Below are 13,269 nucleotides of genomic sequence, written 5' to 3'. Positions count from 1 at the left end.
TGGCGCTATCGCATCGGTATGGGAAAATGCGCGCCCTTCCCATCTGCACTTTTACGGAACCGGATCATGACGGCACTCATACTTGACGGCAAAGCCTTGGCACAAAAAACCGAAACAGAACTGGCGGAGAGAGTTAAAGCTATCCAAGCAGCCAGCGGATCCACGCCTATTCTGGCCACCATTCTCGTCGGCGACGATCCAGCATCTGCCACCTACGTCAAAATGAAAGGCAACGCCTGCGCCCGCATCGGCATGGATTCACTCAAAGTCGAACTGCCCAACGACACCACTACCGAGCAGTTATTGGCCAAAATCCACGAACTCAACCAAAACCCCAACGTCCACGGCATATTGCTGCAGCACCCGGTTCCATCTCAAATCGATGAGCGCGCCTGCTTTGACGCTATCGCTCTGAATAAAGATGTGGATGGTGTGACCTGCTTGGGCTTTGGACGCATGGCCATGGGAGAGCACGCTTATGGTTGCGCCACCCCAAAAGGCATTATGCGTTTACTGGAAGCCTATAACATCCCACTCGCAGGCAAACATGCGGTAGTGGTTGGACGAAGTCCAATCCTGGGCAAACCCATGGCTCTGATGCTGCTCAACGCTAATGCCACCGTCACCATTTGCCATTCCAAGACGCAAAATCTGGAAGAACACATCAAACGCGCAGACATAGTCGTTGGCGCCGTAGGTAAGCCAGAGTTCATTAAAGCCGAGTGGATCAAAGACGGCGCTGTGGTAGTTGACGCGGGTTACCATCCGGGCGGTGTCGGCGACATCGAATTAGGGCCTCTGGCAGAACGAGCTGCTGCGATTACCCCTGTTCCTGGCGGCGTCGGCCCAATGACTATCAATACGCTGATTTATCAGACCGTAGACGCAGGTGAAAAAAGCCTCGTCAACAAATGAGGTTGGATAAATTCCTCTGTGCCGCCACGCAGCTGACGCGCCGCGATGCACATCGTTGCATCAAAAACGGCCTCGTTGCCGTGGACGGCCAAGTTGTTCAAGACCCTGGTTTGCAGATCAAAGGTGAGCAGGTGACCCTCGATGATGAGGTCATTCGCCTGCCCGAACCTGTCTACCTTATGCTTCATAAGCCTGCGGGATACGTATGCGCCAATACCGATGGTCTTCACCCAACGGTATTGGATCTGCTGCCGCGGGATCTGCATCCCACCGAACCTCTACAAATTGTCGGCCGTCTGGATCTCGACACCACCGGCCTGCTTCTGCTGACAACCGACGGTCAGTGGAACCACCGCGTTACTGCGCCCAATAGTCGCTGTGACAAGGTTTATTGGGTAGAGCTGGCTGAGCCAATCACGCAAGAGTCTGTAAGCGAGCTAGAACAAGGCGTACTTCTTCGCTCCGAGGAAAAACCCACCCTGCCCTGCCAAATTGAGATCCTGACACCCAATCAGGTACGCATCCGCCTTAGAGAAGGTCGCTACCATCAAGTGAAACGCATGTTTGCAGCGGTCGGCAACCATGTGGCCCAGCTTCGTCGGGAATCAATTGGCTCATTGACCCTTGACCCCTCGCTTCAACCGGGTGAGTTCCGCCATCTGACACAAGATGAAGTACGCAGCCTATGACCATGGATTCCAGCACTCAAATTCTCTTGCAGCTTATGCGCTCCAGCGACGGCAATGGTCTTTGGCTTGCGGATGAGAGTGGCAGGGATATTTGGCCGCAGATCAAAGCGACAAATCGCTCCATTGATGTGCTGACCAACCGATTCGACCAGGCAGTCGCGGCGGAAAAATACGGAATTCCGACCACCTTTTGCGACTGGGAATTCGCATCTGATCACCAGTACACCCATATTTATCTGCGCATTTGTAAAGAAAAAGCCATTAACCAGCACCTGATTCAAGAAGCCTGGAACCATTTAACGCCTGGCGGCGCATTGCATATTGCTGGCGAAAAAAACGAAGGGATCAAAACCTGCTGGGATTTCGCATGCGAAATTTTTTCCTCTGACAGCCGGTTAAAAAAACACGGCATGGCCTATTGCGGCAGTTTGACCAAAACGGCTGAAGGCAAAATTGAAAAAAACGATTCGTACCATGAACTGGTCGAAATCAGTTCCTGGGACGGCGTTGCAATTTTCAGCAAACCCGGGGTGTTCGGCTGGGACAAAATTGATGCGGGTAGCACGTTGCTGATAGAGCAACTGATGGAACACACACCCGCTTGGGAAACGGCCAAAAGTATTTTGGATCTCGGCTGCGGTTACGGATTTCTCACTTTCGCGAGCAATTGGATTAACTGCGAACGCCGAGTTGCCACAGATAACAATGCCGGTGCTCTTCTCTGCACACAAAAAAATGCTGCTGCACGCGGGCTCAACGTTGAAGTGGTTGCCGGAGACAAAGGAGATAAGGTCGAAGGGAAATTTGATCTGATTTTATGCAATCCGCCTTTTCACCGCGGATTTTCTGTAGATGGTGATTTGACGCAGGAATTTCTGACCGCGGCAAAAACAAAACTGGCAAATAACGGAACAACCCTTTTCGTTGTAAATAGCTTTATTCCCCTGGAAAAGAAAGCGGCGGGGCTCTTTAGCAAAATTGATCTGCTGCAGGATAATCGTCAGTTCAAAGTGTTCGCCTTACGCGCTTAACTCAGGCGAACACTTAGAACCTTTAAGGAATAGGCTCACCTTGAGCTTTACGATTGAGCAAGTCCTCGAAACCGCCCTCGTTGATGACATTGGCAAAACCAAGGCCTTTCAGCGTATCCATGGCTATACCAGATCGGCGGCCAGTTCGGCAGTAGACACGGATATCGGAATCAACATCGCGGGTCACGCTGTTAATTTCCTGGCCGATAATTTCATACGGAATATTGATGGAACCCGGGATATGGCCCTGGGCGTATTCCTCTGGCGTGCGAACATCAATCCAAATCGTCATTTTTCCCCCATTCTTCTGATCTTCAGCAAAAACCGGCGCGCATAGTAGCGCGAATAATCCAGCAAGCAATAACAAAAAACCCTTCGGCAGACGCATGGTCAGTCTCCCTGCTTACTCAGTCGACATTGAGACAGCTGTTCGCTCCATTGGGCGCGCAACTCATCCTCAGCGGCATTCAAAAACCAACCGATAAGTCGCTGACCGCAGTCACCACCAAAAAATTCCGCATGCGAGGTATCCGCCAGCTCCGCCAGATAACCTTGCGCTAACCACGGCATCAATGCCTGCGCGTGTTTTTTGGTGGTGATTGGATCCTGCGAGCCAACCGCGTTCAATACAGGAATCTGCAACTTGCGCATTGCAGGCAATTGACCATTGTGAAAATGGGACGATCGGCAGATGTTGTACTCCCAGTCAACGAAAAAATACGGCTGCCACCGACCGACTTGCTGCAACACCGCGTCAAATGACGCTTTGGGATCCAGCGGATTGTCGTTGCATTCCACCGCCCAATAAACAGAGCTATTAAAGCGCGAATCAAAAACCTGGTTATAGAAAACCTCCAGTAGATACTGCAATTTGGCGTGATCGCCGCGCGCAAATTCCGCCAAAGCATCCGCAATCTCCGAGCGCAGCACACTACTGTAAAACGCCGTATAAATCGCCGCGGCCAAACGACCATCGTTAAGCAACCAACGTGCTTTGCGATTGGTTCGCCAATCCTCCACCTCAACCCATCTGGGCTCTGTGCGCAGTTCCACCATCAACTGCCAGAATTTCTCTTCGTCGAATGCACAGCCCGCTGCCGTACAATCGCGCCAATATTCCGCAAAGGCCTCCGCCCAAATGATCATTCCGTCGCTGAGGCTGCCTGCATCGAACGGATAGGGTGAATCCAAAATTATGCGGCGCACTTCCTGATGCAGAGTCGCAGACAAAAGAGCAACACGAGTGCCGTAGGAAACGGCCAGATAATTCCATTGCTGATAGCCCAGATGATGTAACGCCCGGTGCAAATCATCGGCATATCGCCGGCTGTGCAAATCGCGGATTTGCCGCACTGGCCCGCCCTGCTCAGTCAGGGCCTGTTGCCAGGCATCCAAGCACTGCTCGGCAACCGGCATCACAATTTCGGCTTCTTGCGCAAATGTCAGATTGCGCTGCAGCAGGTCTCGGGAAATGTCACTGTACTCCTGACAATCCCAAGCCGGCACACTGGGAGCCAAACCACGCAAATCCAACAGCACAAAATCCCGCCCAAGCGCTTGCCGGCTAAGCCACTCATCCCAAATCTCCAAACTCTCTGCTGTGGTATTTCCGGATTCCCCTGGGCCACCGGCCACATAAACCAGAGGATCGGACGCGGCGTCTGGACCTGCGCGAAATATAGCCGCGGATAAGGTAGCCTCGACGCCATCGTCTTTTAAAGACACCCAGTAACAATCGATATGGAGACGGTATTGAGAAGAGAATTCGCAAGCGCGCTTTGCAACAAAATTGAGTTCAGGCTCGGGGGATTGGGGAGGATCGGCACTATATGACAGCCAAAGAGCTAAAACAGCGACCAAGCCAACCGATACAACGACCGCCAAAGCCCGCCGCATCAGAGCTCCCACTGCCACGAACCTTCCTGTTCCAACTCCGCCAAGCGATGCTGAAAGGACGAACTGAGAAAAAACTGTCCGGACGATGGCTCTGCTTTGTATTCAAACCATTGCCCTTCGAACGGGAAACCCAAACGCCAAGCGTGGAGATATAACCGATCCGCCATTTGTCCGCCGTAACGCTCATCACCAATAATTGGCGCGCTGAGGGATTTCATGGCGACGCGCAATTGATGAGTTTTTCCAGTCAGCGGCCGCAACACCCAAATTCTTCTGCCCTCCTCCCAGGCGAAACTGCGCAAAGCCGTGCGCGCCGGGTTGTTCATAGTGCGGGAGAGACGGTAGTTGCCGTTGCGACTTTTTTCCATATCACCGATGACCCATCCCTGTTTTTTGGCCGGCTTCTTGGCGGATATGGCCAAATAATGCTTTTGGACTTTGCGGTCCTGAAAGGTCATCGACAATTCCCTATTGGCCCTGGTCGTCTTGGCCAAAACCAACACCCCCGAGGTGGCGAGATCCAGCCGATGCACCGGGTACACTTCCGGCAACTGCAAATCGCGCCGGACGAGATCGAGCAATGATTCGCCGCCGATATTTCCCTGAACTGCAACTCCAGGATTTTTGCTCAATATTAGAAATTCAGGCTGGTTATCGAGAATGGTGTAAAACGTGGAAATGGTTCTGTCCTCAAGGAAATGCGACCGGCGCAGCATACAAAACTTCGCCGGGTCGCGACAGCGAGACAAAGGGAAACTAGCGAGACTTCATAAACTTTGCGTGCTCTCGCGCCACTTCGAGCGTGGACGCATCGCGACTGAACACCGAATTCAGCCCCTGGGGCTCCTGCGGTGGATCGCCGGTAAAAGGATCACCGGGCCGCCACACGAAATCGGCAGATTGCGCGATGCCCAACCCTCCCCAACTCCAAAAATTGGTTCCCACTAATGCGGAACCGATTTTGACCTGGGTTTCGACAAAGCCAAACAACTCGCGGAAAAAACGGTCCCGCTGACCAGTTCCGGCAGTCGCGCGATAATCCCCGCCATCGCGCTCAATACCAAACTCCTCCAGCACAATCGGTTTACCCAGCTCTTTGGCAACTTGAAGGTGTTGGAGGATATAGGCCTTGGAATTCGCGGCAGTTTGAGGATAGGTCTGCTCGGCCTTTTTAACGTCGAACCATCCCCAGTTCTTCGGCCACAAATGGAAGGTCAGATAGTCGATTTCCGGCACATCATGCGCATCTCTGAATAAATCAAGATCGCGCAGGGTGCCCATTGATCCTTCACTGCCCGAGCTTACCAAGTGGTTGGCATCCAGTGACTTAATAAACTGCGCGGTCTGCTGTATCCATTCCTTGTAGTGGGGATAAAAAGGCCGCCCACCTTCATCGCTGCCTGGCCGCGGCTCATTGGCGAGCTGCCAGGCCATGATGGTCGGATCATCTACGTAGGGGACACCCGTTATAGAATTTGTCCGGGTGACAATGGTGCGAATCAGCTGTTGATACCACTCTTGCGCTTCCCGGCTACGGTAAAACTTTGCGGAATTCTGCATAAATCCGCTCCAGTCGTTGGTGACATCCGGATCGAGCGGCGGCTCGCCAGTCAACCAAGCCATGTATTGGGACATGCCGCCGGACCACTGCCAGAAATTGGTGAAATACAAAACGGCAACCATATCGCGCTTGGCCATTTCCGCCAGCAACACGTCCAGTCCAATTAATAAAGCCTCGTTATATTGCCCGGGGGTCAGATGCAGCGCGGGACTCACCGCCATAGAGAGTTCGGTCTGCTCAGATGCGGCTAAGACACGCAGATTATCTATGCCGAGAGACTTGAGCTGATCGAGCTCTTTCTGCAGTCGCCTCCTTCCCTCATCTGTGCTGCCGAGATAAGCGCCGTACCAAAAATTGGCTCCGACAAAATAGTAGGGGCTACCACGACGCAACAATTGGTTTCCCGCAACTGTCACAAATGGACTGCCGGAAATAGCCGGCTCGCCTCTACCCGCTGCACGCTTCTCTTTATCAAGGGTGCCGCATGCGGCAAGCGCAATAAAAATGCAGACTAGAAAACACAATCGAGCGTAGGACATGAGATTCTCTTCTTTAAAGATCCATCTTGGATTTTTGCGATAAGCCAAGTCCAGGAGTTTACGCCAGAAACGGATACATCATCAGCATTGCGCGTCCATTGTGATAAGGAGCCTTCCAGGCGCCAGCTTTATAACCATTGTCTTCAGGACGCAGATCGCGCGTCGAATACCAGAACCATTCGCCATGTTCTTTATCCCGGTAAAAATCCTGAACATGTTTCCAAACAGTTAGTGCAGCTTCTGAAGAATGAGCGCCTTCTCCTAGATCCCACATATTGGCAAATCCCACCATCGCCTCTGCCTGCGCCCAGCATGCAACATGTTTATTGCCATTGATGTCGAATTTCCAGATTGCGCCGGATAAGGTCGTTTCTCACCTGCACCGAAGCCGCCGACCGCAATCCATCCGCGGGGGTGTTTTTCACGTAATCCAATAATTGTTCAACGCTGGTAGTGGCGACATGCATACGGGTATCCGAAGAGGCGTAATAAATAAAAACTTCACCGTGCTCATTTAGAATCCAGCCGTTCGAAAACACCACATTGGACACATCGCCCACCCGCTCATCACCTTGCGGAGCAATAAAGTGTCCGCCGGGGCTATAAGTTACCACCCAAGGTTCGTGCAAATCCGTCATAAATACGTACAGCACATAGCGCAAACCCGCGGCAGTATTGCGCACACCATGAGCCAGATGCAGCCAGCCTTCTGGAGTTTTCAGCGGCGCAGGCCCCTGGCCGTTTTTCACTTCTTTGATGGTGTGATATTGCTTGCTGTCGACAATGACTTCCGTTTTGATTTCGGCGCGAGTGACATCCTCTGCCAACCCCCAGCCAATTCCACCGCCAGTGCCGACACTGATAAACCCGTCTTGCGGACGGGTATAGAAGGCGTATTGGCCGTCAATAAAATCCGGATGCAGCACTACATTGCGCTGCTGCCCCGAATAGGTAATGAGATCTGGCAAACGCTCCCACTCAACAAAATCCCGAGTGCGCGCAATGCCGCACTGAGCCTCCGCGGCGGAGGTATCGTCAGGCCTGGTCAGATCTTTGCGTTCCGTGCAGAAAAGCCCGTAGATATAACCGTCCTCATGCTCCGTTAGGCGCATATCGTAAACATTGGTATCGGGATGCTCCGTTTCCGGCATGGTGATCGGATAATCCCAAAACCGAAAACCGTCGACGCCAGTGGTGCTCTCAGCAACGGCGAAAAAGGATTTACGATCGTGCCCCTCCACCCGCACCACCAATAAATATTTTCCGTCGCGGTAAATTGCCCCGGAATTGAAAGTCGCATTTACCCCCAAGCGCTCCATCAAAAAAGGATTGGTGGCAGCATTGAGGTCATAGCGCCAAAAAACAGGCGTGTGGTCGGCGGTGAGTATCGGATTTTGCCAGCGCTGGTAAATCCCGTTGCTTGCAGCGGTAGGGGTATTTTTCTTGCGGATAAGGGCTTCATGATCCTGCAAAAGCGCCTTCAGGCGAACTTCAAAGTGTGACATACACTACCTTCGGCTTCTTTCTTAATAGGGACGGAGGATTCAGTGGCTCTCCAGGAGCGCCAACCTAGCATAGTTAGTCATTCGCGTAACCGGTTACAACCGAAATCTACTGGCAAGCGCATAATGCTTCCGGTAGATTTTTGTGAATTTTTCGAAAAATCAGTGATTTACCATGTCGAACATTCGAGAAGTCGCCCAAGCAGCCGGAGTGTCGGTTGCCACTGTCTCACGCGCGTTGACCAATCCCGAAAAAGTGTCGGAGGAAAGCCTCAAAAAAGTCCACGACGCCATCCAGGCAGTCGGATACCGCCCGAATCTTCTTGCCCGCAACTTCCGTGCCGCCAAATCCTTTGCCATTGTGGTCTTGGTGCCCGATATCACCAACCCGTTTTTTTCCCAGGTGATCCAAGCCATTGAGGACCGCGCCCAACAAAAAGGCTATGCCGTGCTGCTGGGAGATACCAGGGAAACGTCCAAACGCGAGCAAGACTATGTCAATCGTGTTGAAACCCGGCTGGCTGACGGTGTCATTCAACTCCGTCCACATTCCATGAGTTCCGGAAGAGAGCGCATTCCCTGGGTCAATGCGTGCGGCTGCGAAGACACCCCTGGCCCTTCCATTCGGGTGGATAACGCTGGCGCGACCAAAACCATAGTCGACTACATGATCAGCCTCGGCCATAAACGCATCGGAGTTATTTCCGGTCTGAAAGAGAATCCACACACGATTGACCGACTGCGAGGCTACAAAATGGCCCTGGAAGCAGCGGGTATTCCCTTCGAAAAGGAGTTGGTAATCGAAGGCGATTTCACCATGTGGTCCGGCCAAAATGCCGCCACACAATTCTTCGCGCTCAGCAAAATGCCGACGGCAATTTGCTGCATGAACGATGAGATGGCGCTGGGGGCGATTCAGACCATAAAGGGACGGGGATTGAGAGTGCCCGAAGATATATCCGTCACCGGATTCGATGACATCACCTATTCGAAATATTGGGACCCGGGCTTAACCACTATGGCCCAGCCGGCGGAGGAAATCGGCAAACTCGCCATGGACACACTGCTGCGCGTCATTGAAGGAGAAGATCTGTCGACCTCGGAAATCGTTCTGCCGACTGAGCTTATTATCCGCAAAAGCACTTGCCGCCCTCGCTAATGAGGGGCGCGCAAAAGGCGATCAGCCTGAAGTGCCGATTCGAACAGCAGGAACAACACATCCACAGATCCGGTCGAGTTTTCGTCAGCTCCAGTGGCATCGACAAACGAACCCTGGGTTTTCCCTGGAACAAAGTTCTGGAAAAACCCCGCCATCTTCTGCGTTACATCTGCTTCGACATCAACTCCACGCTGCAGAAGAGCCAGCCCCGCCAAAATGCGCTGCGCAGTTACAGCCGCGCCCTCATTGGACTGACTGGCCAAAAGCGCCAGGGTTGACCGATAAATGTCTGCAGAAGGAACAGACTGCTCGACAATACCTCGATACTCACAAAGGGCATGAACCCATGCCAGTTGCTCCTGCAGGTCCACTTCAGCTTTTTCATCCAGCACATTCCAACTTGAATCAAACCGCTGGTATACGACGCCCTTGGCCGCATCGTAAAACTTGTCGCGGAATAATGAATAAACCTCGCTGGCGCGCTGCTGCCAAACTGACTTACCGGTGATCTGATAAAGAAGAATAAATGCCAATAACATTTGGCGATGCGAGCGGCTAAAGCGGGTTTTCTCCGCATAATTACCCTGCTCCCAACCGCCGTTATTGCAAGCGAACAGCCGGTTCAGCCACTCGAGAATATTGCCAGCACGGCGGAAATCAGATCCCTCGTTGTAAGCGGCAAACATGGAAGTGCTGGCCAATAGAAAGAGGGCGTGATCCGCAAGATCAAAGTGCTGATCCAGAATGTCCGCCTGATTCGAAATCAATCGCACATAACCGTCGCTTCGACAAGGCAAAGTACCGTATCGGCCGCAAACGCCTATGAGGTCATGAGTCAACCGGCGCGTCCCTTCAACCCAGCCAGCCTGTTCCGCGCGCGCGACTATATAGATCATCTGCGCCTGGGTCCCAAGGAATACCTGCTGTTCATCAACAAGTCCGCCGCGTACCGTCAGGCGACGAGCAAACCACCCTTCCTTGCCGTGGCGCCCCTTTGCCATCCAGAAAGGCAGCACTTCCTGTCGCATCCAAGACACCCACTGCTCCAAGGCTTCAATACAAGTTGATTTCATTCGATGAGACTTCTTTTTGTGATCTAGGGTCGTCAGCTATAAGCAAGGGTGCGATCATAACAACTTCCCTGAGCTGATCATTAGTGACAACTCACAGGACAACAAATGTTTGCCAAAAATTTTAAAAAAAGCGATACTGCGCGCGCTTTTTTGGGCAGCCTTATCACTACCGAATTCAAGGTGTTAAGAGGCGTTCACAGATTCGTCGGAGAGTAGCTCAGTTTGGTAGAGCACTGCCTTCGGGAGGCAGGGGTCGCAGGTTCGAATCCTGTCTCTCCGACCAAATGAAGCACTTCCGCAAAACTTTCCGCTCCGCTCCTTCCAAAATAAAAGCTATCCTGTTCATAGTCTAAGAATTCAGACTTTTCCCAAACTATTCAGTAGAATGCAATACATCTGGCTGTTTTCTCAGCCAACGGGCACTTATCTCATCTGAACAAACGATTACAGTGATACTAATGAGCAAATCCCTTTCCATCGACGATTTAAACGTCGTGTCGCAAGAAATTTTGATTTCCCCCGCGGAATTGAAGCGAAACCTGCCTGTTACAGAGAAGGCCATTGAAACGGTCACTTCTGGACGGGAAACCATTCGTCGCATTCTCGACAGACAAGATCATCGCCTGCTGGTGGTCATCGGCCCCTGCTCCATCCACGACACCAAAGCTGCGATGGATTATGCGCAGCGGCTCAAGAATTTGGCCGATGAAGTTGCCGACACTCTGTTTATCGTCATGCGCGTTTATTTCGAGAAACCGCGCACAACAGTAGGCTGGAAAGGGTTGATCAACGATCCCTATCTCAATGATTCGTTCAAGATTCAAGACGGATTGCACGTCGGACGTAAGCTATTGCTGGATATCGCTGAACTAGGATTGCCCGCGGCCACCGAGGCCCTGGACCCCATCTCGCCGCAATATCTGCAAGATTTGATTTCCTGGTCAGCGATAGGCGCGCGCACAACCGAATCCCAGACCCACAGAGAAATGGCGAGCGGCCTCTCGTCAGCGGTAGGCTTCAAGAACGGCACTGACGGCAGCCTCACAGTAGCCATTAATGCATTGCAATCTGTCAGCAACCCACACAGATTTCTCGGCATCAATGCGGAAGGCCAGGTGTCCATTATCCATACCCGTGGCAATCCATACGGCCATGTGGTTCTGCGCGGTGGCAACGGCAAACCCAACTATGATTCCGTAAGCGTCACCATGTGCGAGAAAGAACTGGCCGAAGCCGGTGTGCCGACGAACATAATGGTCGACTGCAGCCACGCCAACTCCAACAAAAACCATGAGCTTCAGCCCCTGGTATTGGACAACGTGGCCAACCAAATCCTGGAAGGCAACAAATCCATTATTGGCGTCATGATCGAGAGCAACATTGGCGGCGGAAACCAAAAAATTCCCGCCAACTTGTCCGAGCTCAAGTACGGCGTGTCTGTGACCGACGCATGCATTGACTGGCAAACAACAGAAGACTGCTTGCGATCCGCTCGCGAAAAAATCAAAGACATACTGCCTACCCGCAATTAATCCTCTAGGCGGAGCCTTGTGCTCCGCCATTCTCTCCGATTTTTCCAGCAATCCCCTCAACTTAGAGAAAGCCTTCGCGAAAAACGGCGCCACTCGGTCACGTTTTCACGAAGAAATTTCTTACAAAGTTTAAAAGTGCAAAATCAGAACTGGATTTTCTAATGTTGCGCTGGTAGTTTTTGCACATTCTTCATTCATCCGTAATGAAAAACTTCAGGCCTGCAGGGTGCAGGTCGCAATTCCAATGCACGGACAGCCAATCTCCGGCATCGCGATGTTTTCTACCAGCAACTCAAATAGAAGTTATCAAGATAATTCACTGGAACAACTCGTCAGTGAACTGGGAGATAAGCGCTCACTTTGGTACGACTTGCGCGTCGCGGAAATGTCTGGCTATGACTACATATTCGCGCCAGACGCAGTTTGTCGCCAACTTTCCAGCATCAAAGCGCTAGCGGAATTCCTCAACAACATCCAGGCGATCCTTGGATCACCAAAATCTCGTACGCTTCTTATTAGTTATTGGCACGATAAATATCGCGAGCAACATTTTGAAAAGTATTGCGTGGAGTGGGCCGACGATATCGCCATCAATTGGGCGAGACAATCTCTCGACGGCAGTCCGCAATTTGATTTCGTCAAAACGCTTTTTGAGCATAGCGAGAAACTCATCCTTGATGCGTAGGTGACGCATTCCCGCATCACCTCAGATTCAGAAGTCGATTAATTAATAGTAAGCATTTGATGTATCGCTGTGGTCCGTTACATCTTTCACGCCTTTTAATTCGGGGATTTTTGATACCAAGGTTTTTTCAACCCCTTCTTTAAGGGTCAAATCAACTGCACTGCATCCCTGACAACCGCCACCAAATTTCAATACGGCATATCCATCTTCGGTAATTTGCACAAGGCTTACGTTACCACCGTGAGCTGCCAAACCAGGGTTTACATCGTTGTAAAGCACATAGTTGACCTTGTCTTCGATCGGACTGTCGTCACTGATTTTGGGCATCTTAGAATTGGGTGCCCGGATAGTGAGTTGTCCGCCCATACGGTCGGGAGAATAATCCACCTTGGCATCTTCCAGGTACGGGATGCTCTTTCCTTCAAACCAAGCATTGAAGCCATTTAACGGTACGCACACATCCCCTTCCTTTTCCTCACCTGGACGCAAGTAAGCAATGCAAGTTTCCGCCTGGGGAGTTCCGGGGCTAGCGACGAACATTCGGATACCAATGCCTTCACAGTTCTGCTTGCGCAAAAGCTCCGCCAAGTATGCTTGGGCGGATTCAGTAATAGTGACAGCAGGAACCCACTTTTCAGCTTGGGACATAAAAACCTTCTCACAACAAACGTTCGTAACTATAAACGA

14 protein-coding genes and 1 tRNA gene are annotated in these 13,269 nt (G+C 51.8%); 7 read left to right on the top strand and 8 right to left on the bottom strand.

Annotated features, from left to right (window positions below; all coding sequences use genetic code 11):
- The first annotated feature begins 66 nt into the window (after nucleotides 1–66).
- The 3 genes from folD to DWB84_RS04680 are packed head-to-tail and all read left to right on the top strand — an operon-like array spanning nucleotide 67 to nucleotide 2,635.
- Nucleotides 67–915, top strand: coding sequence for a bifunctional methylenetetrahydrofolate dehydrogenase/methenyltetrahydrofolate cyclohydrolase FolD (folD, locus tag DWB84_RS04690; protein ID WP_187408566.1), 849 nt, complete (start codon nucleotides 67–69; stop codon nucleotides 913–915).
- Nucleotides 912–1,604: a pseudouridine synthase gene (locus tag DWB84_RS04685; RefSeq protein WP_187408565.1), complete on the top strand. Its 693-nt coding sequence runs from the start codon at nucleotides 912–914 to the stop codon at nucleotides 1,602–1,604. Before folD ends, DWB84_RS04685 begins: the two co-directional genes overlap by 4 nt.
- Before the next feature lie 2 nt (nucleotides 1,605–1,606).
- Nucleotides 1,607–2,635, top strand: a complete 1,029-nt coding sequence (locus DWB84_RS04680) for a class I SAM-dependent methyltransferase (RefSeq protein WP_187408564.1) — start codon at nucleotides 1,607–1,609, stop codon at nucleotides 2,633–2,635.
- A 22-nt stretch (nucleotides 2,636–2,657) separates the two neighbouring features.
- Here DWB84_RS04680 and DWB84_RS04675 read toward each other — a convergent pair whose 3' ends face one another.
- The 6 genes from DWB84_RS04675 to DWB84_RS04650 are packed head-to-tail and all read right to left on the bottom strand — an operon-like array spanning nucleotide 2,658 to nucleotide 8,136.
- Complete coding sequence (locus DWB84_RS04675; RefSeq protein ID WP_255428828.1) at nucleotides 2,658–3,023, bottom strand: rhodanese-like domain-containing protein; 366 nt, start codon at nucleotides 3,021–3,023, stop codon at nucleotides 2,658–2,660.
- 2 nt (nucleotides 3,024–3,025) lie between these two features.
- Nucleotides 3,026–4,549, bottom strand: coding sequence for an alpha/beta fold hydrolase (locus DWB84_RS04670; RefSeq protein WP_187408563.1), 1,524 nt, complete (start codon nucleotides 4,547–4,549; stop codon nucleotides 3,026–3,028).
- Complete coding sequence (locus DWB84_RS04665; protein WP_187408562.1) at nucleotides 4,531–5,247, bottom strand: pseudouridine synthase; 717 nt, start codon at nucleotides 5,245–5,247, stop codon at nucleotides 4,531–4,533. Before DWB84_RS04665 ends, DWB84_RS04670 begins: the two co-directional genes overlap by 19 nt.
- 40 nt (nucleotides 5,248–5,287) lie before the next feature.
- A complete protein-coding gene (locus DWB84_RS04660; protein WP_187408561.1) occupies nucleotides 5,288–6,631 on the bottom strand; it encodes a cellulase family glycosylhydrolase in 1,344 nt (447 codons plus the stop codon).
- Between the two features lie 58 nt (nucleotides 6,632–6,689).
- Complete coding sequence (locus DWB84_RS04655; RefSeq protein WP_370589681.1) at nucleotides 6,690–6,968, bottom strand: AGE family epimerase/isomerase; 279 nt, start codon at nucleotides 6,966–6,968, stop codon at nucleotides 6,690–6,692.
- Nucleotides 6,955–8,136: a glycosidase gene (locus DWB84_RS04650; protein ID WP_187408559.1), complete on the bottom strand. Its 1,182-nt coding sequence runs from the start codon at nucleotides 8,134–8,136 to the stop codon at nucleotides 6,955–6,957. Before DWB84_RS04650 ends, DWB84_RS04655 begins: the two co-directional genes overlap by 14 nt.
- Nucleotides 8,137–8,308: 172 nt before the next feature.
- Between DWB84_RS04650 and DWB84_RS04645 the strand changes: the two genes are divergently transcribed.
- A complete protein-coding gene (locus tag DWB84_RS04645) occupies nucleotides 8,309–9,292 on the top strand; it encodes a LacI family DNA-binding transcriptional regulator (RefSeq protein WP_187408558.1) in 984 nt (327 codons plus the stop codon).
- On the opposite strand, the gene DWB84_RS04640 is transcribed toward DWB84_RS04645, so the two are convergent.
- Complete coding sequence (locus tag DWB84_RS04640; RefSeq protein ID WP_187408557.1) at nucleotides 9,289–10,365, bottom strand: AGE family epimerase/isomerase; 1,077 nt, start codon at nucleotides 10,363–10,365, stop codon at nucleotides 9,289–9,291. The genes DWB84_RS04645 and DWB84_RS04640 overlap by 4 nt on opposite strands.
- A 206-nt stretch (nucleotides 10,366–10,571) precedes the next feature.
- Between DWB84_RS04640 and DWB84_RS04635 the strand changes: the two genes are divergently transcribed.
- The 3 genes from DWB84_RS04635 to DWB84_RS04625 all read left to right on the top strand — a co-directional run bounded on the left by DWB84_RS04635 (nucleotide 10,572) and on the right by DWB84_RS04625 (nucleotide 12,582).
- Nucleotides 10,572–10,648, top strand: a tRNA-Pro gene (locus tag DWB84_RS04635).
- Between the two features lie 175 nt (nucleotides 10,649–10,823).
- Nucleotides 10,824–11,897, top strand: a complete 1,074-nt coding sequence (locus DWB84_RS04630; RefSeq protein ID WP_187408556.1) for a 3-deoxy-7-phosphoheptulonate synthase — start codon at nucleotides 10,824–10,826, stop codon at nucleotides 11,895–11,897.
- A gap of 226 nt (nucleotides 11,898–12,123) precedes the next feature.
- Nucleotides 12,124–12,582, top strand: a complete 459-nt coding sequence (locus DWB84_RS04625; RefSeq protein ID WP_187408555.1) for a hypothetical protein — start codon at nucleotides 12,124–12,126, stop codon at nucleotides 12,580–12,582.
- A gap of 42 nt (nucleotides 12,583–12,624) precedes the next feature.
- Here the strand turns inward: DWB84_RS04625 and nfuA are convergent, their stop codons facing one another.
- A complete protein-coding gene (gene nfuA, locus DWB84_RS04620) occupies nucleotides 12,625–13,230 on the bottom strand; it encodes a Fe-S biogenesis protein NfuA (protein WP_187408554.1) in 606 nt (201 codons plus the stop codon).
- Between the last annotated feature and the right edge of the window lie 39 nt (nucleotides 13,231–13,269).

Source organism: Saccharophagus sp. K07, assembly GCF_014336955.1.
Lineage (GTDB): Bacteria > Pseudomonadota > Gammaproteobacteria > Pseudomonadales > Cellvibrionaceae > UBA5868.
Note: the sequence above shows the minus strand (reverse complement) of the source record. Positions and strands in the feature narration are given on the sequence as shown.